This is a genomic window from Rhodococcus sp. IEGM 1409, assembly GCF_030056735.1.
GTDB lineage: Bacteria > Actinomycetota > Actinomycetes > Mycobacteriales > Mycobacteriaceae > Rhodococcus_F.
The window spans coordinates 289,091-315,120 of sequence record NZ_JASHKN010000003.1; the positions used below are offsets into that span (position 1 = coordinate 289,091).

At 61.2% G+C, this 26,030-nt stretch carries 23 protein-coding genes and 1 tRNA gene; 18 read left to right on the plus strand and 6 right to left on the minus strand.

What is annotated here, in order from left to right:
• The first annotated feature begins 118 nt into the window (after nucleotides 1-118).
• From QM716_RS11255 to QM716_RS11315, 13 genes are all read left to right on the plus strand, one after another.
• Nucleotides 119-1,117 carry a sugar-binding transcriptional regulator gene (locus QM716_RS11255; protein WP_283304215.1) on the plus strand — a complete coding sequence of 333 codons (999 nt, stop codon included), beginning with the start codon at nucleotides 119-121 and terminating at the stop codon, nucleotides 1,115-1,117.
• A gap of 63 nt (nucleotides 1,118-1,180) precedes the next feature.
• Entirely contained in the window at nucleotides 1,181-2,533 is a 1,353-nt protein-coding gene (locus QM716_RS11260; protein ID WP_502942014.1) for an ABC transporter substrate-binding protein, read from the plus strand.
• Complete coding sequence (locus tag QM716_RS11265; RefSeq protein WP_283304216.1) at nucleotides 2,530-3,480, plus strand: carbohydrate ABC transporter permease; 951 nt, start codon at nucleotides 2,530-2,532, stop codon at nucleotides 3,478-3,480. Before QM716_RS11260 ends, QM716_RS11265 begins: the two co-directional genes overlap by 4 nt.
• Nucleotides 3,480-4,346, plus strand: a complete 867-nt coding sequence (locus tag QM716_RS11270) for a carbohydrate ABC transporter permease (protein ID WP_283304217.1) — start codon at nucleotides 3,480-3,482, stop codon at nucleotides 4,344-4,346. Before QM716_RS11265 ends, QM716_RS11270 begins: the two co-directional genes overlap by 1 nt.
• Nucleotides 4,347-4,374: 28 nt before the next feature.
• Nucleotides 4,375-5,469, plus strand: coding sequence for an ABC transporter ATP-binding protein (locus QM716_RS11275; protein ID WP_283304218.1), 1,095 nt, complete (start codon nucleotides 4,375-4,377; stop codon nucleotides 5,467-5,469).
• Nucleotides 5,470-5,565: 96 nt separating this feature from the next.
• On the plus strand, nucleotides 5,566-6,483 hold the full coding sequence (locus tag QM716_RS11280; protein ID WP_283304219.1) for a carbohydrate kinase family protein: 918 nt from the start codon (nucleotides 5,566-5,568) through the stop codon (nucleotides 6,481-6,483).
• A gap of 94 nt (nucleotides 6,484-6,577) precedes the next feature.
• Nucleotides 6,578-8,794 carry an MMPL family transporter gene (locus QM716_RS11285; RefSeq protein ID WP_283304220.1) on the plus strand — a complete coding sequence of 739 codons (2,217 nt, stop codon included), beginning with the start codon at nucleotides 6,578-6,580 and terminating at the stop codon, nucleotides 8,792-8,794.
• Nucleotides 8,795-8,812: 18 nt separating this feature from the next.
• Nucleotides 8,813-10,018, plus strand: a complete 1,206-nt coding sequence (locus tag QM716_RS11290) for a sensor histidine kinase (RefSeq protein WP_283304221.1) — start codon at nucleotides 8,813-8,815, stop codon at nucleotides 10,016-10,018.
• Nucleotides 10,015-10,689, plus strand: coding sequence for a response regulator transcription factor (locus QM716_RS11295; RefSeq protein ID WP_283304222.1), 675 nt, complete (start codon nucleotides 10,015-10,017; stop codon nucleotides 10,687-10,689). Before QM716_RS11290 ends, QM716_RS11295 begins: the two co-directional genes overlap by 4 nt.
• Before the next feature lie 66 nt (nucleotides 10,690-10,755).
• On the plus strand, nucleotides 10,756-12,075 hold the full coding sequence (locus QM716_RS11300; protein ID WP_283304223.1) for an HNH endonuclease signature motif containing protein: 1,320 nt from the start codon (nucleotides 10,756-10,758) through the stop codon (nucleotides 12,073-12,075).
• Between the two features lie 324 nt (nucleotides 12,076-12,399).
• A complete protein-coding gene (locus QM716_RS11305) occupies nucleotides 12,400-13,527 on the plus strand; it encodes an NDMA-dependent alcohol dehydrogenase (RefSeq protein ID WP_283304224.1) in 1,128 nt (375 codons plus the stop codon).
• 36 nt (nucleotides 13,528-13,563) lie between these two features.
• Entirely contained in the window at nucleotides 13,564-14,403 is an 840-nt protein-coding gene (locus QM716_RS11310; RefSeq protein WP_283304225.1) for a serine hydrolase domain-containing protein, read from the plus strand.
• Nucleotides 14,404-14,531: 128 nt separating this feature from the next.
• Entirely contained in the window at nucleotides 14,532-15,041 is a 510-nt protein-coding gene (locus QM716_RS11315) for a DUF3145 domain-containing protein (RefSeq protein WP_003941617.1), read from the plus strand.
• A gap of 106 nt (nucleotides 15,042-15,147) precedes the next feature.
• Here the strand turns inward: QM716_RS11315 and QM716_RS11320 are convergent, their stop codons facing one another.
• From QM716_RS11320 to aceE, 6 genes are all read right to left on the minus strand, one after another.
• A complete protein-coding gene (locus QM716_RS11320) occupies nucleotides 15,148-16,581 on the minus strand; it encodes an acyl-CoA carboxylase subunit beta (RefSeq protein ID WP_003941597.1) in 1,434 nt (477 codons plus the stop codon).
• A gap of 108 nt (nucleotides 16,582-16,689) precedes the next feature.
• The gene (locus tag QM716_RS11325) at nucleotides 16,690-17,940 is read right to left on the minus strand and encodes a KasA/KasB family beta-ketoacyl-ACP synthase (protein WP_003941591.1); all 1,251 of its coding nucleotides are present in this window, start codon (nucleotides 17,938-17,940) and stop codon (nucleotides 16,690-16,692) included.
• Nucleotides 17,941-17,947: 7 nt separating this feature from the next.
• Entirely contained in the window at nucleotides 17,948-18,223 is a 276-nt protein-coding gene (gene acpM / locus QM716_RS11330; protein ID WP_003941649.1) for a meromycolate extension acyl carrier protein AcpM, read from the minus strand.
• A gap of 84 nt (nucleotides 18,224-18,307) precedes the next feature.
• Complete coding sequence (locus tag QM716_RS11335; RefSeq protein WP_283304226.1) at nucleotides 18,308-19,216, minus strand: ACP S-malonyltransferase; 909 nt, start codon at nucleotides 19,214-19,216, stop codon at nucleotides 18,308-18,310.
• Between the two features lie 127 nt (nucleotides 19,217-19,343).
• On the minus strand, nucleotides 19,344-20,672 hold the full coding sequence (locus tag QM716_RS11340) for a PucR family transcriptional regulator (protein ID WP_283304227.1): 1,329 nt from the start codon (nucleotides 20,670-20,672) through the stop codon (nucleotides 19,344-19,346).
• An 85-nt stretch (nucleotides 20,673-20,757) separates the two neighbouring features.
• Nucleotides 20,758-23,613, minus strand: coding sequence for a pyruvate dehydrogenase (acetyl-transferring), homodimeric type (gene aceE / locus QM716_RS11345; protein WP_283304228.1), 2,856 nt, complete (start codon nucleotides 23,611-23,613; stop codon nucleotides 20,758-20,760).
• 233 nt (nucleotides 23,614-23,846) lie between these two features.
• Between aceE and QM716_RS11350 the strand changes: the two genes are divergently transcribed.
• The 5 genes from QM716_RS11350 to QM716_RS11370 all read left to right on the plus strand — a co-directional run bounded on the left by QM716_RS11350 (nucleotide 23,847) and on the right by QM716_RS11370 (nucleotide 25,932).
• Entirely contained in the window at nucleotides 23,847-24,407 is a 561-nt protein-coding gene (locus QM716_RS11350) for an Rv2240c family protein (RefSeq protein WP_283304229.1), read from the plus strand.
• 177 nt (nucleotides 24,408-24,584) lie between these two features.
• The gene (locus QM716_RS11355; RefSeq protein ID WP_283304230.1) at nucleotides 24,585-25,010 is read left to right on the plus strand and encodes a DUF3052 domain-containing protein; all 426 of its coding nucleotides are present in this window, start codon (nucleotides 24,585-24,587) and stop codon (nucleotides 25,008-25,010) included.
• Nucleotides 25,011-25,046: 36 nt separating this feature from the next.
• Complete coding sequence (locus QM716_RS11360) at nucleotides 25,047-25,511, plus strand: peroxiredoxin (protein WP_283304231.1); 465 nt, start codon at nucleotides 25,047-25,049, stop codon at nucleotides 25,509-25,511.
• A gap of 32 nt (nucleotides 25,512-25,543) precedes the next feature.
• A tRNA-Val gene (locus tag QM716_RS11365) sits at nucleotides 25,544-25,615 on the plus strand.
• A gap of 92 nt (nucleotides 25,616-25,707) precedes the next feature.
• Nucleotides 25,708-25,932, plus strand: coding sequence for a hypothetical protein (locus QM716_RS11370; protein WP_283304232.1), 225 nt, complete (start codon nucleotides 25,708-25,710; stop codon nucleotides 25,930-25,932).
• Nucleotides 25,933-26,030: the final 98 nt, after the last annotated feature.

Sequence of the window (26,030 nt, forward strand, 5' to 3'; positions counted from 1 at the left end):
TTCTCCGGAAACTGTTGTGTGGGTCACAGCTTAGATGTTAGCTTAATGAGCATAAGAACATCTAGTGAGCATTTGCTCACGATCGAGAAACTTTGAACCTGATGCATAAGGAGACCGTGTGAACCAGTCGGCTCAGCCCACAGGACTCAAGCCGTCGAAGTTGCCTGCTTCCGAGGATGTACGGCTCGCGTTGCGGGCTGCGACCATGTACCACCTCGAAGGCGCTACTCAGGCGGAGATTGCAGCGAAGTTGGGTGTCTCGAGGCCTACGGCCGGGCGACTGTTGGCCAGGGCACGGACGCAAGGTTTGGTCAGGGTCGAGATTCTGGTTCCACCGGAGCTCGAAGGTTCGGTGAACACGGAATTGGAATCGAAGCTGGAGAAGCACTTCGGGTTGGCCGAAGTGTTGATTGTCCCAGAAGCAAATTCGGACTCGGACGATCCGGACTTCGACGCGCTTGGCCGACGTGCAGCGGAAGTTCTGGTTCGCCGCCTGCAGCCGTTGAGCGTGCTCGGATTCACGTGGGGCCCGGAAACCGTTGCGGTAGCAGGTTCTTTGCCAGACAAGGCGGCGAAGTGCTCGGCTGTGGTACAACTTGACGGCTCCATGACGGTGACCGACTACCAAACCGGTGTCGACTTCACCATCGGCCGATGCGCACAACAGTTGCAGGCCAATCCTATTCGCCTCAATGCTCCGCTATATGCCGATCCAGCGACGGTGGAGTCGATGCGAAACGACTCGGTTATCTCGAAGGCACTGAAGGCTGGAACTGATTCCGACATCATGGTTTTCGGAGTTGGTGCTGTTTCGACGGCCACGACTTTGTTTGCCGGCAGTTTCGTCGACTCGACCATGCTGGACGAGTTGGAAAGTCGGGGGGCTGTCGGTGAAATCGGCGGCCGTTTCTACACGATCGACGGAAATCCAGTGGAGGGGCCACTGCCTGAGCGGACGGTCTCCGTCTCGCTCGACGCAGTGAAATCCTGCGATCAGACAATTCTGATTTCGGGGGGAACACACAAACGCCAGGCCGTTCTGGGCGCATTGCGCGGAGGTTTGGCAAACGTACTCGTCACCGATGTCGAGTGCGCCCAGTGGCTGCTCGAAGGGTAGCGCTCTCACGAGTTTCGCTGTCCCAGCGCGCGACTGACACGCAAGTGTGAAGGAAGGTAATCCGTGAAAACAGGAAGACGAGTGTGGGGCGCTGCCGCGGCGGCGCTCTGCCTCCTGGTGTCGGGATGTGCGGGTGCTGGTGCGCTCGGTGGTTCCGGCGAACGAACAGTCACCATTGCGATGGTGTCGAACTCGCAGATGCAGGACGCCATCAAATTGGCTCCGGCTTTCGAAGCCGAGAACCCCGGGATCGACCTCAAATTCGTCAGCCTTTCCGAAAACCAGGCTCGCGCCAAGATCACAGCGTCGACGGCCACCGGTGGCGGCGAGTTCGACGTCGCGATGATCAGCAATTACGAGACGCCGCAGTGGGCCGCGAACGGTTGGCTCACGAACCTGTCCGAGTACGCGGACAAGACACCAGGTTATGACGAGGACGATTTCATACCGTCCATCAAGGCTTCACTGTCGTACGAGGACAGCATGTACGCGGTTCCGTTCTACGGGGAGTCGTCGTTCCTGATGTATCGCAAGGACCTGTTCGACCAGGCGGGGATCACAGTTCCAGAAGACCCGACGTGGCAGGAAGTTGCAGGTTGGGCAGAGCAGTTCGACAACCCTGATGCCAAGATGTCGGGAATCTGCCTGCGAGGAAAGCCTGGGTGGGGCGAGGTTCTTGCGCCGCTCAACACAGTGATCAACACTTTCGGCGGACGCTGGTACGACGAGAACTGGAACGCGCAGTTGACCAGTCCGCAGGTCGAGAACGCAGTTCAGTTCTACGTGGACACCGTCAAGGAGCACGGCCAGCCGGGGCCAGCCACAAGTGGGTTCGGCGAATGCGCAACACAATTCGCGCAAGGCAACACAGCGATGTGGTACGACGCGACCTCGGCTGTGTCGGTGCTCGAAGATCCCGCATCGTCGAAGGTGGTCGGCAACATCGGATACGCGAAGGCCCCGAAGGTCGAGAAGTCCGATCCCGGATGGCTCTACACCTGGGCACTCGGAATCCCGGAGTCGGCACAGAACAAAGACGATGCCTGGAAGTTCATCTCCTGGATGACGAACAAGGATTACATCCAAAAGGTCGGCACTGAGCTCGGCTGGTCGAGAGTCCCTCCGGGAAGCCGTCTTTCGACCTACGAGATTCCGGAGTATCAGGAAGCTGCAAAGGCATTCGGTCCGATAACCCTCGAATCGATCAACAATGCAAACCCGAAAAACCCGACAGTGCAACCGGTTCCATACACCGGCGTCCAGTTCCTTACCATCCCTGAGTTCCAGGATCTGGGCACTCGCGTCAGCCAGCAGATCAGTGCGGCAATCGCGGGTCAGAAGAGTGTGAAAGAAGCACTCGAACAATCGCAGCAGTACGCCGAGGTGGTCGGCAAGACCTATCAGGAGAACCGATGACTACGGTTGCTGAGCCCAGATCCACGGTGGACGACGCGCCACCGGTTCGTATCGACAAGAAGATCTCCCGTGCCGAGGGTTGGCGTCGTCGAGGTCCGTTGCTGCCGGCATTGATCTTCTCGATCGTCGTCACGCAGATTCCCTTTCTGTTCACTCTCTATTACTCCACGCAATCCTGGAACCTTGTCCGGCCGGGATCGCGGCACTTCAACTGGTTCAACAACTACATCGATGTGTTCAAGGACAGTCAGTTTCGGGAAGTCGCGGTCAACACGGTCATCATGATCGTGGGTACGGTCATCGTTTCGGTGATCCTCGGACTCGCATTGGCACTGCTGCTCGACCGAGCATTCCTCGGTCGGGGCATCGTGCGAACGCTGCTGATCACGCCGTTTCTCATTACTCCCGTCGCTGGTGCATTGCTGTGGAAGACAACAATGTTCGATCCGGTCTTCGGTATTCTGAACTTCGTCCTCCAGCCTTTCGGTGTCGGCCAGGTCGACTGGGTCAGCAAGTTTCCGCTCGCCGCGGTCATGATCAATCTGATCTGGCAGTGGACGCCATTCATGATGCTGCTCATTCTGGCCGGTCTGCAGTCCATGCCCCGAGACATTCTCGAAGCCGCACGGGTGGACGGAGCCAAGCCTTTTGCGATGTTCCGCGAGCTGACACTGCCGCACCTGCGTCGCTTCATCGAACTCGGTGCAGTTCTCGGCGCGATCTACCTCGTGAACACATTTGACGCGGTGTACATGATGACGTCGGGTGGGCCCGGCGTGGCAAGCTCGAACCTGCCGTTCTACATCTACCAGCGCGCGTTCCTCGGCTTCGACGTCGGTCAAGCCGCGGCGATGGGCGTCGTGACAGTGATCGCGACCATCATCGTGTCCACGCTTGCGCTTCGACTGATCTTCAAGAGCTTCACCGGCAACGAGGAGGCGGCGTGATGACTGCCGTAGAGACGACAAGTGCGACGACCGAAAAGCCCGTCGTCAAGAAGAAAAAGAGCAGTAAGTTCAGTCCGTGGTCGGTCGTGGCGTGGATCGCGGCCCTCGGGTTCTTCTTCCCGGTCTTCTGGATGGTCCTGACCGCGTTCAAGACCGAGGCGGACGCGTACACCGATCCGCCGAAGCTGTTCTTCACTCCGACCCTCGAGCAGTTCCGAGCCGTCCTCGACTCCGGCCTCGGTACGACACTGGCGAACTCTGCCTTCGCCACGGGGATGTCGACCATTCTGGTTCTGTTACTTGGTGTTCCGGCGGCATTTGCCTTGTCGCTTCGGCCGGTCGCCAAGACCCAGGATGTTCTGTTCTTTTTCATCAGTACGAAGATGCTCCCCGTCGTGGCAGCCATCGTGCCGCTGTACGTGATCGTCAACGACATCGGTCTGCTCGACAACATCTGGGCCCTGGTCATCCTGTACACCTCGATGAATCTGCCGATCGCGGTGTGGATGATGCGCTCCTTCTTTCTGGAAGTTCCCGGCGAACTTCTCGAGGCGGCAAGCATGGATGGTGCCAGCCTGTGGACGTCGGTTCGCGAGGTGATCCTGCCTCTGATCTCACCCGGCATCGCTGCCACCGCACTGATCTGTGTGATCTTCTCGTGGAACGAGTTCTTCTTCGCCGTCAATCTGACAGCTGTTCAAGCACAAACGATTCCGGTCTTCTTGGTCGGGTTCATCACGGGCGAGGGCCTGTACTGGGCTCGGCTCTCCGCGGCAGCGACCATGGCGGCATTGCCCGTCATCTTGGCCGGTTGGTTCGCCCAGAACAAACTGGTGCGCGGCCTGTCCTTCGGTGCAATCAAATAATTCTCCTCACCCTTCTCAGGAGTTCGTCATGGCTGAAATCTCGTACCAGAAAGCGTCTTGCATCTACGAAGGTGCCGGGACTCTCGCAGTCGATTCACTCGATCTCGACATCAACGACGGTGAGTTCATCGTGCTCGTCGGTCCGTCGGGTTCCGGAAAGTCCACAGCATTACGCATGTTGGCGGGGCTCGAGGACATCGATTCGGGCGCGATCACCATCAACGGCAAGGACATGACCGATGTCCCGTCGAAGGACCGCGACATCGCGATGGTCTTCCAGAACTATGCGCTTTACCCCAACAAGACCGTCGGTGAGAACATGGGGTTCGCGCTGAAGATGCGCGGTGTACCCGTCGAGGAGCGGAAGAAGAAAGTTGCCGACGCGGCCAAACTTCTGGACCTGACGGAGTATCTCGACCGCAAGCCGGCCAAGCTTTCCGGTGGTCAACGGCAGCGAGTTGCGATGGGCCGTGCCATCGTTCGTGAACCGCAAGTGTTCTGCATGGACGAGCCGCTGTCCAACCTCGACGCCAAGCTGCGCGTCCAGACTCGCACGCAGATCGCGGCATTACAGCGACGCCTCGGAACCACCACGGTCTACGTCACGCACGATCAGGTGGAAGCGATGACGATGGGTGATCGTGTGGCCGTGCTCAAGGGCGGTAAGCTGCAGCAGTTCGCTTCTCCGACCGAACTTTACGATCGGCCGGCCAATGCGTTTGTTGCCGGATTCATCGGATCTCCGGGAATGAACTTGGTGACGGCGCCGGTGAGTTCGGGTGGCGTCCGCTTCGGTGCCGTCGAAGTTCCGCTCGACCGCGAGCAGATGACGGCAATCGCCGCCGCCGGTCTGAGCTCGGTCACCGTGGGAATTCGGCCTGAACAATTCCAGGTGGTTGCGGCCGGAGACGGAATCGCAGCCCAAATCGACCTGGTAGAGGAACTGGGCAACGAGTCGTACATCTACGCGCACGTACCCGGCACGGAAGCCGATCCGATTTCGCTCGTCGCACGCACCGGCGGGCGATCGAAGTTGCAGTACGGCCAGACGCTCGGGTTCGAGCGGGTGGACGGTCCGGTTCACCTCTTCGACCCCACGACCGGCGAGCGCGTGGGTAGCTGAAGCCCCTCCACAATCGTGCCCTGCTCGGCACCCGAATTCGTTCGTGCCGAGCAGGGCACATCCATCTTCGACTGGCGAGAAGGTTAGGGTCTACCGATGAGTGATACACGCGAACGCTCCGTCGTGGTGTGTGGTGAGGGACTGGTCGATCTGGTACCGGTTGGGGAGAACTTCTCGCCCAAATTGGGCGGTGGTCCGTTCAACGTCGCGATCGCATTGGGTCGACTCGGCTCCGACGTGGGATTCGTCTCTCGCTTGTCCACCGACGCGTTCGGAGATCGGATGATCGACTCGCTGGCCGCGTCGAACGTCGACACAACCGGAGTCGAACGCGGGCCCGAGCCGACAACTCTGGCCGTCGTGAATCTTGCTGCGGACGGGGGAGCGCGGTACTCCTTCTACCTCGAGGGAACGGCGGATCGGCAGTTTGCGTTGCCGAAACTTCCCTCTGCTCGGGCGTTCTCGTTCGGAACGCTGTCGCTGGTGCTCGAGCCCGGGGCCTCTGCCTACGAGGCGATGCTGCACGAAGCACATGCCCGCGGTCGACTCACCATGGTGGACCCCAACATTCGCCCGGCGGTGATCGCCGACCCAAACGCATATCGACGACGTTTTCGGTCGTGGTTACCGTCCGTCGACATCCTCAAAGTGAGCGACGACGACGCCCAGTGGTTGGGTTCTGTCGATGGCACCGAGTGGCTGGACGAGGGCGTCGGCGCCGTCCTGCTCACTCGTGGCGGCGATGGGTTGCGGTTGATCACCAATGAGCTCGATGTTTCGGTGCCGGCGCCCACGGTCGATGTCGCGGACACAATCGGTGCGGGGGATACGGTACACGGAGCCCTGTTGGCTTACCTTGATCGTCACGACGCACTCGACGCCGCCGTTGTGCGTGGGTTTTCCGAGTCCGATTGGACGGCTGCGTTGATCTTCGCTGCGCGTGCGGCAGCCGTCACGGTGTCGCGACCGGGGGCGGATCCGCCGTGGTCACGGGAGTTGGGCCTGCTCAGCTAGCTCTGGGGACCACCGCCCTACTGCGAGCGCAGTACGCGTAAGTGTCTACCTGTGCACGATGTGCGACGGGGTCGTGTATCGGCACAGTGAACGCATGTCGATATTTCTGTACAAACTCTCGCGACTTGCGTTTCGGCGCCGCTGGGCGATGGTGGGCTTCTGGCTCGTCCTGCTGGTGGCGGGCGGAGTCGGCGCAGCAACGCTGTCCGGTCCGACGGTCAACACGTTGTCGATACCGGGCACCGAATCACAAGCGGCGCAAGATCTTCTGGCTGAAAGATTTCCGCAATCGTCCACCGGTGGAGCCAGTGCTCGCATCGTCTTCGAATCTCCCGTGGGCACGACGCTCACCGATCCTGCGATTCAACAATCCGTCAGTGAATTGGTCTCTGCGCTCGGGAAGGATCCCGAGGTTGCAGCGGTATCGGATCCGTACGCCTCCGGTGGAGTGTCGCCGACTGGGACGATCGGATACATGCAGATTTCCTACACTGCCGACTCGATGGACCTGCCGGACAGCTCGAAAGAACTGCTCGAGTCCGCCGTTCACGACGCTGCGGGTTCAGGACTGGCGGTTGACGTCGCCGGCAACGTGCTCATGGAAAGCAGCGCTGAATCGATGGGCGAAGTGATCGGCGTCGCGATCGCGGCGGTGGTCCTGACGGTCACCTTCGGTTCGTTGGTGGCGGCAGGGCTTCCGTTGATCAGCGCACTCATCGGCATCGGCATCGCGATCTGCACGATCACCATCGCAACGGGCTTCATCGAATTGGGTTCGAGCACAACCGTCCTGGCAATGATGCTGGGGCTGGCCGTGGCGATCGACTACTCGCTGTTCATCGTCTCGCGCTACCGCTCAGAACTACGTGACGGACATGATCCCGAAATCGCAGCGGGGCGTGCAGCCGGGACAGCGGGTTCGGCCGTAGTGTTCGCGGGGTTGACCGTGCTCATCGCATTGGCAGGATTGTTTGTCGTGAACATCCCGTTCCTGACGAGCATGGGTCTTGCGGCGGCGTTCGCAGTTGCTGTTGCGGTGGTGATTTCACTGACTCTTCTGCCCGCCACGCTGGGATTTGCGGGATCGCGCGTTCTGAGCCGTTCTGATCGTCGCCTGCTTGCATCCGGTGGTCAGTTGACGCATCGTAAAACGAAGGAAGGCGCAGGCTCGAGATGGGCCATGTTCGTGATCCGGCGTCGAGTTCCGGTTTTGCTCGCGTCAGTCCTCGGGCTGGGATTGCTGGCGATCCCCACCTTCGGCATCAACCTGAGCTTGGCGAGCCCACCGGTGCCCGACACCACTGCCGCCCGAGCTACCGACCGACTTTCCGAGGGATTCGGTGCCGGGTTCAGTGGTCCGCTCATGGTGGTCGTCGACGTTGCCGACGCCGCAGATCCGGCATCGGCATTGAGTGGGGCCCAGGAAAAACTCGGTGCTCTGCCCGACGTAGCGGCAGTGACGCCGCCCGCGCTCAATCAGACCGGTGACACAGCAGTCATCACAGTGGTTCCGTCGAGCGGCCCGGAAACCGAGGCAACGAAGGCGCTCGTCGCAGATATTCGTGCGGTCGCCGGATCGCTGACAGACGAGACCGGGGCCACGATGTCGGTTACCGGTCAGACAGCGTTGACGATCGACGTCTCGGACCGCCTGGCCGATGCCCTGGTTCCATACCTCGCATTGGTCGTCGGCCTCGCCTTCATCCTCTTGATGTTGGTGTTCCGCTCGATACTGGTACCCCTCAAAGCGACTCTCGGGTTCCTGCTTTCCATCGGCGCGACGTTCGGTGTGCTGGTTGCGATCTTCCAGTGGGGTTGGTTCGCCGGCATTCTCGGAATCGAAGGTCAAACCGGATCAGTTGTCGCGATGTTGCCCATCTTCATGATCGGCATCGTCTTCGGGTTGGCGATGGACTACCAGGTGTTCCTGGTGACCAGAATGCGTGAAGCGTACGTCCACGGTGACGGACCGGACGAAGCAGTCGTGAAGGGTTTCGACCAGGGCGCCCGAGTGGTCACGGCCGCGGCGCTGATCATGATCGCCGTTTTCGCGGGCTTCATCTTCGGTGGCGACGCCTTCATCATGCAGATCGGACTCGGGCTCTCGTTTGCGGTTCTGTTCGACGCCTTCGTGATTCGCATGACAGTTGTTCCGGCCGTCATGTCCCTGTTGGGCTCGAAGGCATGGTGGTTCCCCGCTTGGCTGGACCGGATGGTCCCGAACGTCGATGTCGAGGGGGAGCAGTTGACTGCACTGCTCGCAGATTCGAAGGATTCCACTGAGCCCGCGAACGACAAGTTGTCGGTGTGATCCGGATACGGTAGATCGATGACCTCGACTTCCACGTGGGGTCGATGGTGTGCGGAACACCCGCGCACCATCGACCTGGCACTGACCATCCTCGTGCTCCTTGCCACGTGGACGGCGCACCGCATCGCGCTCGACGGCAATGACACCCGCGAGGTTACGGTTATGGGAGTCGTTGTTACAGCTATCGCAGCAGCGACCATCGTGTTCCGAAGGCGCTATCCGTTCTCGGCACTCGCGGTGGCAGTGCTTCTCGGCGTTTTGATGATTGCGCTGTCGGCGCCGCCGAACGCCGGCACAGGTTCCGCTGCGATGGTGTGCCTCTATTACGTTGCCAGCACGAGTGATCGCCGGAGGTCCTTTTTCGCGGCGGCAACCACGGTCGGATCGCTGATGCTCGTCACGATCTTCCTGGGAGTAGGAAACAACCTCCTGCAGGAAGCGCTGGGATTGTTGGCTTGGTTGCTGATGGCGAGTTTTGCCGGCGCTGAGGTCCGTTCTCGCCGTGCATATCTGGAGTCCGTCGAGGAGCGCGCGGTGCAAGCGGAAAGAATGCGCGAGGACGAGGCTCGACATCGTGTCGTCGAAGAAAGGATGCGGATTGCGCGTGACCTGCACGACGTTGTCGCGCACCACATTGCATTGGTCAATCTGCAAGTCGGGGTCGCGTCGCACCTGATCGGGAAAGACCCGGAGAAGGCAACGACTGCACTACGCGGTGTGGAAGAAACTTCCAAGGCTGCGTTGGACGAAATTCGAGCCACCGTTGGAGTTCTCCGCGATGCTCAGGACGGTGATCGCTCGATGAACCCGGCTCCGGGGCTTTCGGATCTACCGGCACTGGTGGATCAATTCGTCAGTGCAGGAATGGAAATCGAAGTGCGCGCTGTGGGTTCGGTGCGCCCGCTCGGGCCCGCAGTAGACCTCACGGCGTACCGAATCATCCAGGAAGCACTGGTGAATGCGAGCAAGCATGCGCTCCCCGGAGCTGTCACCGTGTCGTTGTCGTATGAAGCCGAGGTTCTGGTCTTGACAGTCGAAAACTCCGGAACAGCAGTGCCTTCGACTTCGCCACCCGGGTACGGACTGCTGGGAATGAAGGAGAGGGCTCAGGCAATGGGAGGCGAGGTGTCAGCAGGATTCCGCGCGGACGGGGGATTTCGTGTGGACGCGCAACTTCCGCTTGTGCCAGTGTCGAGCGGTACTCTGCGTGAGGAATCGCTGTGACTCTTCGGGTAGTAGTGGCGGACGACCAGGCGCTCTTTCGGCAAACGCTGGCACTGCTGATCGGTTCGGAAGACGACATGGAGGTGGTCGCTGAGGCCGCGGACGGAGAGCAGGCATTCCAGGCAGCGTTCGAGCACCGACCCGACGTTGTACTCATGGATATTCGAATGCCGGGCACCAGCGGTGTCGAAGCAACCGCCATGATTGCCGACCATCCGGATTTGACCGACGTACACGTGTTGATCCTGACGACCTTCGAGGTGGATGAGCATGTAGCACAAGCGATCCGGGCGGGAGCTAGCGGCTTTATCGGCAAAGGAATCCGGGCTGAAGGTCTGCTCGAAGCTGTTCGGACGGTTGCAAGTGGGAACTCTTTGTTGTCGCCGATTGCGACCAGTGCGTTGATTTCTCGATTCCTTTCCACCCCGTCGCGGGCAGGCTCGACTTCTGGGATTTTCGGTCAATTAACGCCGCGCGAACTCGAAGTGGTAACTCTCGTTGCTCTGGGGATGTCCAACGACGAGATCGCCGCGACGTTGGTGATCAGCGCTGTCACGGCAAAAACGCACGTGAACCGGGCGATGACAAAACTTGATGTTCGTGACCGTGCACAGTTGGTGGTTCTGGCCTATCAATGCGGTTTGGTGGTTCCGGGACGCTCGGTGGATTGATTCGAGAAACACTCTTGACTCGAACGTGTGTTCGAGTATGCTTTGGGGAGGGGATCGGGGGATTCAATGAGTGTTCTGTTGTCGGACGTGGTGTCTGGTTCTGCGGTGGGTTTGCGCGGACGTCTGTGGCGGTTGTCTGCTGCTGAGTTGCGTGCGGCTGCGGTGTCGGCGAGTGCGGAGATTCTGCGTCTGGAAGCGGTGCGGGTGGCGGTGGTGGACGAACTGTCGATGCGCCCGGATGATCAGGTGATCGCGTGCCGCGGTGTCGGTTCGTGGTTGGCGGGCAACACGATGCTGCAGGTTCGGGACGGGAAGAAGATCGCCGCCCTGGGTGCGGCGTTGCGGCCGTTTCCGGCGGTGGCAGTGAGATTTGATTGCGGGGATTGCTCGTTCGAACATGCCGTGTTGATCGTGGCGTATTGTGAGTCCCCGCCGAAGGGGATGCCGGAGGAGGCGTTACCTCGCTGTATCGACTTGTTGCTTGCTGCTGCGTCGGGGGTGGAGGCGACGACGACGAAGGTGCGGCATGTGATTGCGACTTTGGAGCGGTTGTTCGAATCGGATGAGCTTCCGCCCGCCGAGGATGTCGATCGCAATGAGCTCCGTATCGCCTCGACGCTCAATGGCCGGGTGGTGGTGCGCGGGGATTTCGATGCTCTCACCGGCGAAATGTTGTTGTCGGCGTTGTCGAATTTGACGATGCCCACCCCGGCCCCTGATGGGACCCCCGATGCACGGTCGGCGGCGAAGCGGACGGCGGACGGGTTCACCGAACTGATCCGCCGCTATCTGGACTGCGCGAAGACCGGTGTCGACGGTGGGCAACGTCCGCATGTGAACGTGCACATCAATGCCCGGGACCTTGCTGAGCATCGGGACTGCGCCGCAACACCGTCTGATGGTGGAGAGTCTCTGACTGATCTTGATGTGGATCTGTCGGATCTCGATGTGGGGCACATGCCGTGGTTGGGGCCGCTGTCGGTGTCGCAGACGAGGCTTCTGGGGTGTGATTGTTTTTTGTCGACCGTGTTGCTCGACGATCACGGCGCACCGCTCGATGCGAAACCCGGAAAACGATTGGTCACCGCCGAACAGAGAGTGGCGTTGATTGCCCGCGACAAGGGCTGCGCCTTCCCGGGGTGTACGTGCGTACCGGCGTGGACGGATGCGCACCATATCCGGCACTGGGCCAACGGCGGTCCGACGGTGATGACCAACCTGGTCCTGCTGTGCCGTTCGCATCACCGGCTGATGCACCGCAAATCCGGGTTCGCCGGGAAATGGGCGATTCGGATCGGCGTCGACAACAAACCCTGGTTCATCCCGCCGCCCTCGATCGACCCGCAGCAGCACCCGAGACCGGCGAACACCACATTCAAAACCTGAGAACAGCTTCTCAGGCACAACAGAACACGGCCAGGCTCCGCATCCGACATGCCTGTCGGAGTCGGAGTCCAAGGTGCGTGCTCTCGTGGTGGCCGTGATTTCGGCGCAACCGTGATTTCGGCGCGACCGTGTTTTCGGTGAGTCAGGACGACGTGTCCCACTCAGTGGGTCATCTTTTCGCCGTTGCCACGCCGGTTGTGCCAGGTCATTTGGACGTCTGACCTGCAGCGAAAAATCATTTGTTAGAACACGTTCCAATTTCGCAGATTTGTGGCTATGGTCACAGAGATAGATGCGGGTGTGCGAATGAAAGGGTGAAGTGACGTGAAGACCAAGGGTGCAATCCTGTGGGGCCTGGGAGAGAAGTGGTCCGTCGAGGAGATCGAAATCGGCGAGCCGGTAGCCGGCGAAGTTCAGATTCGCATGGAAGCGGCCGGAATGTGCCACTCCGATCACCACATCGTCACCGGCGCGACCCCGATGCCGTCGTTCCCCGTGATGGGTGGGCACGAGGGTTCGGGCGTCATCACCAAGCTCGGCCCAGAGGTCAAGGGTTTGGAGGTCGGTGACCACGTCGTTCTGTCCTTCATTCCGGCTTGTGGAACCTGTCCGGCGTGTTCGGCCGGCCATCAGAATCTGTGTGACCTCGGGATGGGCCTCCTCAGCGGACAGGCCATCAGCGACGGCACCTACCGAATCCAGGCTCGCGGCGAAAACGTGATCCCGATGTGCCTGCTAGGGACGTTCTCGCCCTACATGGTCGTGAACCAGTCGTCCGTGGTGAAGATCGACAAGGACATTCCGTTCGAGGTTGCCGCACTCGTCGGTTGCGGCGTTCCCACCGGTTGGGGATCGGCAACGCACATCGCCGATGTGAAGCCGGGCGAAGACGTTGTGATCATGGGCGTTGGCGGCGTTGGTATCAGTGCCCTGCAGGGTGCTGTTGCGTCGGGTGCCCGGTACATCTTTGCCATTGATCCTGTGCCGTGGAAGCGTGAGCAGGCTCTGAAGTTCGGCGCAACACATGCGTTCGAAAGTGCCGCCGCTGCCATTCAACCGATCATCGACGCTACGTATGGACGCATGGCGCAGAAGACGATCATCACCGTCGGCGAAATGAAGGGTGAGTACGTCGAAGAGGCGATGATTCTGACGGCCAAGGCTGGTCGTTGTGTTGTCACCGCAATGGGGCATCTGACGGACATGGACGTAAAGCTGAACCTGTTCCTGATGGCGATGCTTCAGAAGGATCTTCAGGGCAACATCTTCGGCGGTGGCAACGCTCGCCAGGACGTGCCGAACCTCCTCGCGATGTACAAGGCAGGCAAGCTGAACCTTGACGACATGGTCACTCGGACCTACACGCTCGAAGGTGTGAACGACGGCTACCAGGACATGTTGGATGGCAAGAACATCCGCGGCGTCATCCGCTACACAGAAGCCGACTGGTGATCGGAAGCGCAACTGTTGTGCCAGTAGTCTGATCGGGTGCCCAGTACTCACAGTCTTGACGTAATTCAGCAGTGGCCGGTCGACAATGCGGCAGCGGTCGTCCTCTCCGGGAAGAACTCGGGTGAGGGCGACCGCATTCGTGGTTTCAGCGGCAACCAGTCGCACGTTTTCCCTCTGGCTTCGGTGACAAAACTGTTGTGCGCCTACGCGATTCTCGTCGCGGTGGAGGAAGGGGCAGTCGAGTTGGATGGGCCGGCCGGGCCTGAGGGGTCGACGGTTCGTCATCTCCTCGCACACGCGTCGGGGCTGGCATTCGCCGAACGTGTTGTTCAGGCGCCGGTGGCGTCGAAGCGGATCTATTCGAGTGCAGGATTCGAGGTTCTTGCCGAGTTGGTTTCCCGGGAGACCGAGATCGAATTTGCCGACTATCTGGCCGAGGCTGTGTTCGCGCCGTTGGGTATGACCAGTGCGACTCTCGTCGGTGCGGCTGGCCACGGTGCGCAGGCATCGGCGGACGACTTGGCCAAGTTCGCGGCTGAACTGCTCTCACCGACGCTTATCTCGACGCAGACTTTCGCAGAGGCGACAACCGTTCAGTTCCCGGGGCTCAACGGAATTCTTCCGGGTTACGGCTCTCAGCGCCCTAACGACTGGGGGCTCGGATTCGAAGTTCGCGGCGACAAGCGTCCGCATTGGACTGGTCTCGAGAACTCGGCGGCAACCTTCGGTCATTTCGGTCAGTCGGGGACTTTCCTGTGGGTCGATCCCACGATCGATACTGCGTGCGTCGTGCTTACCGATCGCGACTTCGGTGACTGGGCCAAGCCTTTGTGGACTGAATTGTCCGATGGTGTGATCGGCGAAGTTTCCCGATAGAGCACAAATTTCCCTTCTTCCACTGGCGCAACACGGGTAACACAAGGCACACTGTTCAATCGAGCGTGCTGCACGAACTCGACAGAGGTCGTTGGGGAAGACGTCCCTCGTCGAAGCAGGAGGCTCGAGTGCGCGAAATGAATCAATTCGCGGACGTGACGACTGGTGTGGTTTACATCCATTCGTCGCCCGCGGCGCTGTGCCCGCACGTGGATTGGGCTCTGTCCGCCACGTTGGACAGCCCTGCCAAACTCAGATGGACCTCCCAGCCTGCCTATGACGGACTTCTCCGTGCGACGACGGATTGGACAGGTCCCGTCGGAACCTGTGCCCGCCTGGTCGATTCGCTACGCGCGTGGCCGATGTTGCGTTTCGAGGTCACTGAGGACCCGAGTCACGGCGTCGACGGCGAACGGTACAGCCATGTACCTGGTCTCGGTTTGTGGCGCGGATCCACCAGTGCGAACGGTGATGTCGTCGTCGGGGAGATGAAACTGCGGTCCATCATGAATTCCGGTGGAGACATCGCTGCGGAAATCGATCGGGCGATAGGCGCACCGTGGGACGAGGAACTCGAACCGTTCCGGAGTTCCGGCGAAGGCGCAGAAGTGACATGGCTGCGAAGGCGGGTCAGCTGATCTGGGTCACTCCTGAAACTCGAGTGACCCTCTCGACTTGAAAAGACTTGAATGACAAAGGTGGGCCCCGCCGTATCGGCGAGGCCCACCTTGCTGTCAAGGGATATCAGAGCGGAATGTTCTTGTGCCGCGCGCGGACAGACGGCGCAGACGCGAGCGCAGCAGTGACGATGCTGCGAGTCTTCGCCGGGTCGATTTCCTCGTCGACGACGCCGATTTCGACCGCGCGGTCGACGCCACCGGCGATTGCCTCGTGCTCGGCAGCGAGGCGGTCGTGCAATGCTTCGCGCTCGTCGTCCGGAGCCGCTGCAAGAGCCCGCTTGTGCAGGATGCCGACAGCCGCCTTCGCGCCCATCACGGCAACTTCGGAGTTTGGCCAAGCGAATACGGCCGTTGCTCCGAGCGCCCTCGAGTTCATCGCGATGTATGCACCGCCGTAGATCTTTCGAGTGACGACGGTGACGCGGGGGACCGTTGCCTCGGCGAAGGCGTGAAGCAACTTCGCTCCGCGCCGGACAACGCCTTCCCACTCCATCGAAACGCCCGGCAGATACCCGGGAACATCGACGACGACCACGAGCGGCACGCCGAATGCGTTGCACAGTCGCACGAATCGAGCGGCCTTCTCTGCACTTTCGGAGTTCAGGCACCCGCCGAGTCGGAGTGGGTTGTTCGCGATGACGCCAACGGTACGTCCGGCCATCCGACCGAAACCGGTGACGATGCTCCGCGCGTAATTGCCTTGCAGTTCTTCGAAACTCGACTCGCCTTCGACGTTGTCGAGCATTTCGTGAACGATCGGACGAACGTCGTACGCGCGTTTTGCGGACGCGGGCATCATGGCGCGCAAATCGCTGTCGCCGAGCTCGGCCGCACGCTGATCGAATTCGCCCTGCTCGCACATCATCGAAACCAGGCGGCGTGCGCGGTGCAATGCGTCGGCCTCGTCGTGAGCGGCGATGTGCGCGACACCGGACTTCTTGGTGTGTGTGTCCGGACCGCCGAGTGAAACCATGTCGACCTGTTCGCCGGTGACACTGCGAACTACGTCTGGGCCGGTGACGAACACTCGGCCTTCCGGGGCCATGATCACGACATCGGTGAGGGCTGGACCGTACGCGGCTCCACCGGCGGCGAAGCCGAGCACGACGGAAATTTGAGGTATGAGACCCGACGCGCGGACCATGGCCTCGAAGACCAGCCCGACTGCGTGGAGTGCTTCGACGCCTTCAGCCAGACGCGCGCCACCGGAGTGCCAGAGTCCCACGATGGGGGACTCTTCCTCGATGGCGGTATCGATGGCTTTGACGAGGTGTTTGCAGCCGTCGACGCCCATTGCGCCGCCCATGACGGTGGCGTCGGAGCAGTACGCGATGGTGCGGACGCCGTCGATGTTTCCGGACGCAGCGAGCACACCGGACTTGTCACGGGCGTGGAGTGGAACTGTGGTGCCGGGGTCGAACAGATTTTCCAGGCGCGCAAGAGGATCGCGCGGGTCTGTCGATGATTCGGACTTTGTCACGGGGGCCAGGATGGTCATCGCGTCCTCCTTCAGTACGAGCCTTGGGTGGAACGAAAGGTCGGTGTTGTCCGCGGGTGACGTTGTGTTGCAACGACACCCGCGGACAGGTGCAAACCGCGGTTCGGGCTAGGCCCGACCGAAGGCGAGCGCGACATTGTGCCCACCGAAACCGAACGAGTTGTTCAGTGCGAAATCGAAAGAGCCGGTTCGGGGTTCACCCTTGACGACATCGAGATCGATCTCTGGATCCTGGCTGTCAACATTGAGCGTGGGCGGAATGATCCCGTCACGCACTGCCAGAACCGTCAGGACTGATTCGAGGGCGCCGACAGCGCCGATCGAGTGTCCCAGCGCGGATTTCGGACCGTACACCGCAGCGTGATTGCCGACCGCTGCGTTGATTGCCTTTGCCTCTGCGATGTCACCGATCGGCGTCGCAGTGGCGTGAGCGTTGATGTGCTTGATGTCGGACTTCGTCAGTCCGGCCATCTCGATTGCTCGTGTCATGGCTCGCGCCGCGCCCAGGCCTTCCGGATGCGGTGCCACGATGTGGTACCCGTCCGAAGTGATTCCGGAACCGAGCAGGCGGGCATGAATCGTTGCCCCGCGTGCCTTTGCGTGCTCCTCGGTTTCGAGGATCATCAGGGCGCCGGCTTCGCCGAAGACAAATCCGTCGCGGTCCTTGTCGAAAGGACGTGAAGCTGCCGCCGGATTGTCGTTGTTGGTGCTCATCGCACGCATCATGGCGAAGCTCGCGATCGGAACCGCGTCGATGAAGCTTTCGACTCCACCGGCCACCACCATGTCCGCGTCACCCATGACAAGCATGCGGTGAGCGTGAGCAATTGCCTCGGAACCTGACGAACATGCCGAAACCGGGGTGATGACGCCACCGCGTGCTCCGAGTTCCAGCCCGACCGTTGCGGCCGGTCCGTTGGGCATGACCATCTGCACCGAGAACGGGGACACCTTGCGGTATCCGCCGCCGCGGAGCTTGTCGACGGCATCGATGAGCGTGTCGCCGCCGCCGAGCCCGGTGCCGATGACAACGGCCAGGCGGTCCTGATCGACTTCAGGGCTGCCGGCGTTGCTCCAGACCGTGCGACTCAACGTGAGGGCAAGGCGTTCCACCCAGCTCATCCGTCGAATTTCGACGCGGGACAAGCCCTCGTCCGGTGAAACCTTCAGGTGCCCGCCGATGCGAATGGGAAGGTCGAACTCGTCGATGAACGGGTCATCGAGGATTCCGATGCCGCTTTCGCCGGCGAGTAGCGCCTTCCACGTGCCATCCACATCACCAGCCACCGACGTCGACGTCGCGAGGCTCGTGACGACGATGTCGGGGAATTTCCCTTTGCGGGTAGAAGCGGAAGTCACGGTCGGCTCACTCTGCGTTCTTGGCTTCGGCGCCTTCGGCTTCGAGCTTCTGGATGTATGCGACGATGTCGCCGACGGTGCGCAGGCCTGCAAGATCCTCGTCGGGGACCTTCACGCCGTACTTGTCTTCGGTCTGAACAGCGATCTCGACCATGGACAGGGAGTCGATATCGAGGTCGTCCACGAAGGACTTGTCAACGGTGACCTCGGAAGGCTCGATACCGGTGACCTCCTCCACGATCTGGCCGAGTTCCGCGATGATTTCTTCCTGAGTGTGGGCCACTGGTGTGGCTCCCTTCTTGATCGATTGAGGTGGGGTGAAACGTCCGGCCGCCGTTCGGGCTGATCGGCCGGTAGGGCGTCCGAGCTAGGTCAGCTCGGACAGTGCGGAGATATCCTCCGGGTTCTTGAGGGCCACCGTCGGTGTGCCACGCATTTCTCGCTTGGCAATTCCGACGAGGGTTCCGGCCGGCGGGAGTTCCACGATCGCGGTGACTTCTGCGGTCCGCAACGAAGCGGAGCAGAGGTCCCAGCGAACGGGGCGGGTAACCTGCGCGGCAAGTTTGGTGAGGGCGTCGGTGCCCGAGGAGACCGGTGCACCATCCGAGTTGGAAAGCAGAGTGCGCGTCGGATCGGATGGGGTGATCTTGGCGGCAGCAGCTGCGACGGCGTCTTGTGCAGGTGCCATGAAGCGGGTGTGGAACGCGCCGGCGACAGGCAGTGCGCGGACTCGTGCCTTTTCGGGCGCATGGGCCGCGAGTTCTTCGAGTGCGGTGAGCAGGCCGGCGGCCACGATCTGGCCGGCCGCATTGCGGTTGGCCGCTTCCAGTCCGAGTTCTTCGAGTCGTGCAAGTACTTCGGCTTCGTCTCCACCGAGAACTGCCGACATGCCGGTGGGCTCGAGCGCGCAAGCCTTGGCCATCTCGGCGCCGCGAATTGCGGCAAGCGCAACCGCGTCGTCCGCGGAGATCACCCCGGCTACCGCAGCGGCGGCAAGTTCACCCACCGAATGGCCGGCAGCGATGACGTCGGCGCCGAGCAGCCCGCGTGATTCGATTTCCTCGTATGCCAGCAGAGCGGCGGCGACGACGAGGGGCTGCGTTACCGATGTGTCGGTGATTTCTTCGGCAGTTGCGGTCGTACCGAGGCGGACCAAGTCCAGGCCGGCTGCCTTCGACCACACTTCGAGGCGGTCTTGCGCTCCGGGCAATGCCAGCCAGGGGCTGAGCATGCCGGGTGTCTGAGAGCCCTGTCCCGGGGCGAGCAACGAAATCACTTATTAAGAGAACACCGCCGCGAGTGACCTGCGAGATGTCGGTCGCGATGAACTCTGGCGAAGTGTTTTGTAGGGTTCCCACAAAATCCCACGTCGCGCTCGGCCATCGAAATTGGACGCTCGGGGGTTACAGGTTTGTTTGTCCGGATGTTAAAGATGTGACTGAAGTAACCGGATTGTTCGATTTGAGATCGATTTGTGTCAATCGGCCCACGGTAGCGGCGATCCGTAGTACGTATGCGTCGCGTGGATTCGTAGGATCCCGGCCGGTAACTTCCGCGATTCGCTTCAAGCGGTACCGAACGGTATTTGGATGAACAAACAGAAGACGTGCGCAAGTCTCAACTGCACCTCCACAGTCGAGATAACTGTCTAAAGTATCGGTCAAGACTGTGCCGGATTCAGCTAAAGGTGTGACCAGGAAATCGCGAAGAGCCTTGACGGCAGCGGCGTCTCCCAGTAGTGCCCGTTCCGGGAGCAGTTCAGTCGCGAAAACGGGACGAGGTGCGCCGCGCCACCCGGCAACGGCCTTGATTCCCGCGAGAGCTTCGGACGCACTGAAGTGCGCTGCGCTCAACGAGGGCGTTGTCGGTCCGATCACCACCGGCTCGTCGGCGAAACTCATGAGCAGGTCTTGAAGGAATTGGCTGCCTTCCATCTTACTGCTCAGCTCGCCGCTGACGATCATCACCAGTCGCGGACCCTGCACCACGGCAAGAACAGCGCGCCCGTGCGCGGCGGCAGTCGCGTGGACGGTGCCGGCAACCGAGACCCGCTCGTCCGGCGGGGGAGACCCGACGATGACGGTGGCCGGAGCAGTGGCATCCCAGTTCAAGGTGGCGGCGCGGGAAAGCATGTCCGACCCGGTGTCTCCCTGCACGACGGCGTCGACGACGAGCGCTTCCAATCGCGTGTCCAGGGCGCCACGAGATTCGGCAGCGCTTGCGTACACCGTCGCCGCCGCGAAGCCGAGTTCACGTCCGTAGCGCAGGACGGCCTCCGTCAGCGCGATCAGCTGCTGATCGTTGCGGGCGAGAGCCGGTAGCCATTTCTCGAAGAACTCCATCGCCACCCGGACCATGTCGACGGTCTGGCGCAGCGTGAGCTGTCGAGCAAGGTCTTGAGGGATGACCGGAAAAGACTCGTATCCGAAGCTGATCTCCGAGTCGAGTTGCCGCAGCCATTCGAGGAAGTTCACCACCGACGTCTGCACCAACAGTTGGACGTCGGCACGTTGCGAAGCGTCGAGACTGTCGAAGAAAGGAAGCTGCTCCTCCATCACGGTCACGGCCTCGGTGGAGAGCCGACCGGAGAACTGTTTGACGCGGCGGAGCAAGGCCTCGGGGAGTGGATCGCGAACCTGACGACGGCGGGCGAGAACAGCCTGCAACCCGGACGACTGTGGTCGGGTGCGGCGTACACCCTCTTCGGGTTTCTCGGGATCAGGTTCGGGCATGAGAAAAACCTACGCCCATCGCCGCAGCCGATGTCGAGATGACACCCGCGGCGATGGGCGTAGGTCTGTTTTCGAGCGCTAAGACTTACGCGCTACCGGTGTCCCCGGTCTGCTCGGGGGCAGCATTCACGTCGTCGATTCGGTAACGGCTCGCTGCTTCGACGGCCTTGGACCGCTCGATCGAACCTTCCTTCGCCAAACCGATCAGCACGGCAACGACGATGGACTCGGCATCGACGTTGAAGTAGCGACGTGCCGCAGTGCGTGTGTCGGAGAAACCGAACCCGTCCGTGCCGAGCGTCGTGTAGTCGCCGGGAACCCACTGACGGATCTGATCAGAGACCGCCCGCATCCAGTCCGAAGCTGCGACGACAGGGCCCTGAGCCGAGGACAACGCCGTGGTGACGAAGGGAACCGGAGCATCCTCGGACGGATTGAGCAGCGCCTGACGTTCGCATTCGACGCCTTCGCGGCGCAGCTCACCCCAGGACGTGACCGACCAGACGTCTGCAGAGACGCCCCACTCGTCGGCGAGCAACTTCTGCGCCCGCAGCCCCTCGGGCATCGCGACACCGGATACCAGGATCTGTGCCTTCGGGCCGGCTGCTTCGGACGTCTTGTAGAGGTAGATGCCCTTGAGCAAGCCCTCGACGTCGAGACCTTCGGGCTCGGCCGGCTGAACGTACGGCTCGTTGTAGATGGTCAGGTAGTAGAAAATGTTCTCGCCACCGAAGCCGTCGACACCCTCGGTGCCGCCGTACATACGGCGCAAGCCGTCCTTGACGATGTGCGCCAACTCGTACGAGAACGCGGCGTCGTAGGTGACAGCGGCGGGGTTGGTGGATGCCAGGAGCAGGGAGTGTCCGTCGGCGTGCTGGAGACCTTCACCGGTCAGAGTCGTACGACCGGCAGTCGCGCCGAGGACGAATCCGCGAGCCATCTGGTCGGCGGCCGCCCACAGGCCGTCGCCGGTGCGCTGGAAACCGAACATCGAGTAGAAGATGTACAGCGGAATCATCGGTTCACCGTGCGTGGCGTACGACGTGCCGACCGCGGTGAACGATGCCGTCGAACCGGCCTCGTTGATGCCCTCGTGCAGGATCTGGCCGATCGGGCTCTCCTTGTAGGCGAGCATCAGTTCGGCGTCGACGGACGTGTACAGCTGTCCGTTGCGGTTGTAGATCTTCAGCGACGGGAACCACGAGTCCATACCGAACGTGCGAGCCTCGTCCGGGATGATCGGCACGATGCGCTTGCCGATTTCCTTGTCGCGCAACAGTTCCTTGAGGATGCGCACGATCGCCATGGTGGTGGCGACTTCCTGCTTGCCCGAACCCTTGCGGATTACGTCGTACGTCTTGTCCTCGGGGAGCTTCAGCGGCGCCGCATCCGTGTTGCGTGAAGGCAGGAACCCGCCCAGTGCTTTACGGCGATCGAGCATGTACTTGATTTCGGGTGCGTCGGCGCCCGGGTGGTAGTACGGAGGCAGATACGGATCCTTCTCGAGCTCGGCATCCGAGATCGGAATGTGCTGCATGTCGCGGAACGCCTTGAGATCGTCCAGCGTCAGCTTCTTCATCTGGTGCGTGGCATTGCGGCCCTCGAAGTGCTTACCCAGGGTGTAGCCCTTGATGGTGTGCGCGAGGATGACCGTCGGCTGGCCCTTGTGTGCCATGGCGGCTGCGTATGCGGCGTGGACCTTGCGGTAGTCGTGGCCACCGCGCTTGAGGTTCCAGATCTCCTGGTCGGTGAGGTCCTTGACCAGTTCCTTGGTGCGGGGGTCACGTCCGAAGAAGTGATCGCGCACGAACGCGCCGTCGTTGGCCTTGTACGTCTGGTAATCACCGTCCGGCGTCACGTTCATCAGGTTGACGAGTGCGCCGTCGCGGTCGGCGTGCAGCAGCGCATCCCACTCGCGACCCCAGACGACCTTGATGACGTTCCAGCCGGCACCACGGAAGAACGATTCCAGTTCCTGGATGATCTTCCCGTTACCGCGGACCGGGCCGTCGAGGCGTTGGAGGTTGCAGTTCACGACGAACGTCAGGTTGTCGAGGCCTTCGGTTGCCGCGACGTGAGCCAAGCCGCGTGATTCCGGCTCGTCCATTTCGCCGTCACCGAGGAACGCCCACACATGCTGATCGGTGGTGTCCTTGATGCCTCGGTCGTTGAGGTAGTGGTTGAACCGGGCCTGGTAGATGGCGTTCATCGGGCCGAGGCCCATCGAGACCGTCGGGAACTCCCAGAAGTCGGGGAGCAGTCGTGGGTGAGGGTAGGACGGCAGTGCGCCACCGAAGTCGGCGTGCGACTTCTCCTGGCGGAATCCGTCGAGCTGTTCCGCGGGGATGCGGCCCTCGAGGAAGGCGCGCGCGTAGATACCGGGGGAGGCGTGACCTTGGATGAAGATGTGGTCGCCGCCGCCCGGGTGATCCTTGCCGCGGAAGAAGTGGTTGAAGCCCACCTCGTACAAGGCTGCGGAAGACGCGTAGGTCGAGATGTGGCCGCCGACGCCGACGCCCGGTCGCTGAGCGCGGTGGACCATGATCGCGGCGTTCCAACGGATCCAGGCGCGATAGCGGCGCTCGACCTCTTCGTCGCCGGGGAACCACGGCTCGTTTTCGGTCGGGATCGTGTTGACGTAGTCGGTCGAGGTGAGCGCGGGGAGTGCGACGTGCTTCTCACCGGCGCGTTCGAGCATGCGGAGCATGAGGTAGCGGGCACGCGTGGGTCCCGATCGATCCAGAAGTCCGTCGAATGATTCGAGCCATTCGGTGGTCTCGTCCGGATCGATGTCCGGCAGGTACGACGCAACACCCTCGCGAATGACGCGAACGCGACCGTCGGTTCCCCCCGGCGTATTCGATGCGGGCGGACCCGACTCGCCGGCGGCGCCGGAATCGGCCTTCTGCCCGGACGCGGGACCCTGGATCAGGTCAGACAACGTGTGCTCCTCATTGGTTTGGGGACGCGTGGTGGGGCGTCCTTACATAGGTGATCGAGGCCTTGTTAGGTCCGACGCACTTCCATCGTGAATATGGCGCGTACCTCATCTTTCACCATCCCGGTCGGTCCGGCACACCTCGCCTCTGGTTACTCTCGGGTAGCGTTTTTCGGCGTGACGCAGGGGCGCGATGGTTCCCCGTAGTCACAGGCTTGGGGGACGGATCGGAACGTATGAAGGGGTGGGGAAAAATAATCAAAGAAATCAATTACGGCAGGGTCGGGGCGTGGGTCTCGATCGGATCGATCGCAGTGGGGCTGTCGGTGATCGTGGGGTGCTCCGCGGCGGTCACCGGATCGGCAGTTCCGAACGAATCGCAAGCCGCTGCATATCAATCCGAGGTGAGCATTTCGGTGGCCGCGGCGTCTTCGTCGAAAGCAGCAGCAGATGCTGCCGAAGCGGCGTTCACGATCTGTGAGGAAGCGGTCTCTCGATCGAAAAACGACGTGGTCGCGTTCAACGCTTACGTCGACGCCGGAAATCAAGGCGCGACGGACCTGAGGGCCGAAGCAAGCACTGCTGCGTCGTCTGCACGGGACACGGCCTCGTGGTTCGACGCGGTCTCGAGTGAACTTCCAGCGGAACTTTCCGGACTGTTCGACGAATTGGCCGCGAACCTACGTTCGTCTGCTGCCGTGATCGAGAGTGATCATTCAGCGGATGAAATCAATTCGATCAGCGATGCGAGCAATTCGATTCGCAATTCGATCTTCGAAGAATGTGGATCCCTGTGACCTGCGGTAATCCGCAGGCGTATGGTTCGGCGTGTGTCAGAAGACGATCTTTGGCGAAAGTTTTCGGCGTGGTCGGCTTGCGCTAACGCCTCAGACCATGTTCGCTTTCCCTAATTGATCGTCAAACGGTAGGTGTGCGGGGTCGCCACACACCATCAACAAAAGGAGGACCCCACCGTGGTCGCCGCGGCGGATGCCCAGAACTACGCTCAGAAACTCGGGATTACCACTGACATGGTGGTGCAGGAACTGGGCTGGGATGAGGATACCGACGACGGCATTCGTGCCGCGGTTGAGGAAACCATCGGCGGGGAAATGCTCGACGAGGAATCCGACGAGGTCATCGACGTCGTGCTGCTGTGGTGGCGCGACGAGGACGGTGACCTGGTGGATGCTCTGATGGATGCCATCGGGCCGCTCGCCGACGAAGGCTTTGTGTGGGTCCTCACCCCGAAGACCGGTTTCGACGGTCACGTCGAGCCCAGCGAGATCGCCGAATCGGCGCCGACTGCCGGCCTGACCCAGACATCGGCAGCCAACCTCGGTGACTGGTCGGGAAGTCGATTGGTTCAGCCGAAGGCTCGTCCGGCCAACAAGCGCTGACCCGGTCCTTTTCCGTACTTTCCCAAGGAATCGCACATGCCCCTCGATGTTGGTGCCCAGGCACCGGATTTCACTTTGAAGGACCAGAACAACCAGGAAGTTTCGCTCGCAGATTTCCGTGGTAAGAAGAATGTTCTGTTGGTCTTCTATCCGTTGGCCTTCACCGGAACTTGTCAGGGTGAACTCTGCAAGGTCCGTGACGAGCTTCCGAAGTTCGAGAACGACGAGACTGCCATTCTTGCGATTTCTGTCGGTGCTTCGCCGACCCACAAGATCTGGTCGGCGGAGCAGGGCTACACCTTTCCCTTGCTGTCGGACTTCTGGCCGCACGGTGAAGTCGCTCAGAGGTACGGAGTGTTCAACGACAAGTTGGGCTTCGCGAATCGCGGCACTTTTGTCATCGACAAAGACGGAATCATTCGCTTTGCCGAGATGAACGGCCCCGGAGAAGCCCGTGACCACGGACTTTGGGCAAACGCGCTTGCCGCGCTAGAGTCTTAGAGCACTCCCGGTGAGGGTCTCACCGGGAGTTCGGGCGTGTAGCTCAGTGGTAGAGCTCTGGTTTTACACACCAGCGGTCGGGGGTTCGAAACCCTCCGCGCCCACCGAAGAATTCAAACCTCGATCTGCATTTCGATGCAGGTCGGGGTTTTTTATTTTCGACAAGAAATGTCCCGCGATACGTCATTATGGACGCATGTCCAGTTCTGTTGTCGAAGTAGCCGTCGACCCGAAGCGTGTGCATCCCACTCGTCCGCACATACATATCGCAGAGATGCCCAGTTCGAGTGTTGCGTTGTTCCCGGGGCAGACGATCCGGGTTTGCTCCCAAGGCGACGCACCGGCGACTGGGGTTGCCCGTGTCTGGGAGATCAACCGAATGTACCGCTTGATCTATCTGACGATCGACTGGGACGGGTAGAGATCGGCTCGGGCGAAGGGTGGGCCAGTTCGCCCCTGTATTCGCCCCTGTATTCGCCCCTGTATTCGCCACTGAACGAGCGTCGCTGCTACAACTAC

What these genes read in the sequence shown, in the direction of transcription:
- QM716_RS11265 (WP_283304216.1), top strand. Translation starts at nt 2,530, where the DNA reads ATGACTACGGTTGCTGAGCCCAGATCCACGGTGGACGACGCGCCACCG.
- QM716_RS11270 (WP_283304217.1), top strand. Translation starts at nt 3,480, where the DNA reads ATGACTGCCGTAGAGACGACAAGTGCGACGACCGAAAAGCCCGTCGTC.
- QM716_RS11275 (WP_283304218.1), top strand. Translation starts at nt 4,375, where the DNA reads ATGGCTGAAATCTCGTACCAGAAAGCGTCTTGCATCTACGAAGGTGCC.
- QM716_RS11280 (WP_283304219.1), top strand. Translation starts at nt 5,566, where the DNA reads ATGAGTGATACACGCGAACGCTCCGTCGTGGTGTGTGGTGAGGGACTG.
- QM716_RS11285 (WP_283304220.1), top strand. Translation starts at nt 6,578, where the DNA reads ATGTCGATATTTCTGTACAAACTCTCGCGACTTGCGTTTCGGCGCCGC.
- QM716_RS11290 (WP_283304221.1), top strand. Translation starts at nt 8,813, where the DNA reads ATGACCTCGACTTCCACGTGGGGTCGATGGTGTGCGGAACACCCGCGC.
- QM716_RS11300 (WP_283304223.1), top strand. Translation starts at nt 10,756, where the DNA reads ATGAGTGTTCTGTTGTCGGACGTGGTGTCTGGTTCTGCGGTGGGTTTG.
- QM716_RS11320 (WP_003941597.1), bottom strand. Translation starts at nt 16,581, where the DNA reads ATGACCATCCTGGCCCCCGTGACAAAGTCCGAATCATCGACAGACCCG.
- QM716_RS11340 (WP_283304227.1), bottom strand. Translation starts at nt 20,672, where the DNA reads ATGCCCGAACCTGATCCCGAGAAACCCGAAGAGGGTGTACGCCGCACC.
- QM716_RS11350 (WP_283304229.1), top strand. Translation starts at nt 23,847, where the DNA reads ATGAAGGGGTGGGGAAAAATAATCAAAGAAATCAATTACGGCAGGGTC.
- QM716_RS11360 (WP_283304231.1), top strand. Translation starts at nt 25,047, where the DNA reads ATGCCCCTCGATGTTGGTGCCCAGGCACCGGATTTCACTTTGAAGGAC.
- QM716_RS11370 (WP_283304232.1), top strand. Translation starts at nt 25,708, where the DNA reads ATGTCCAGTTCTGTTGTCGAAGTAGCCGTCGACCCGAAGCGTGTGCAT.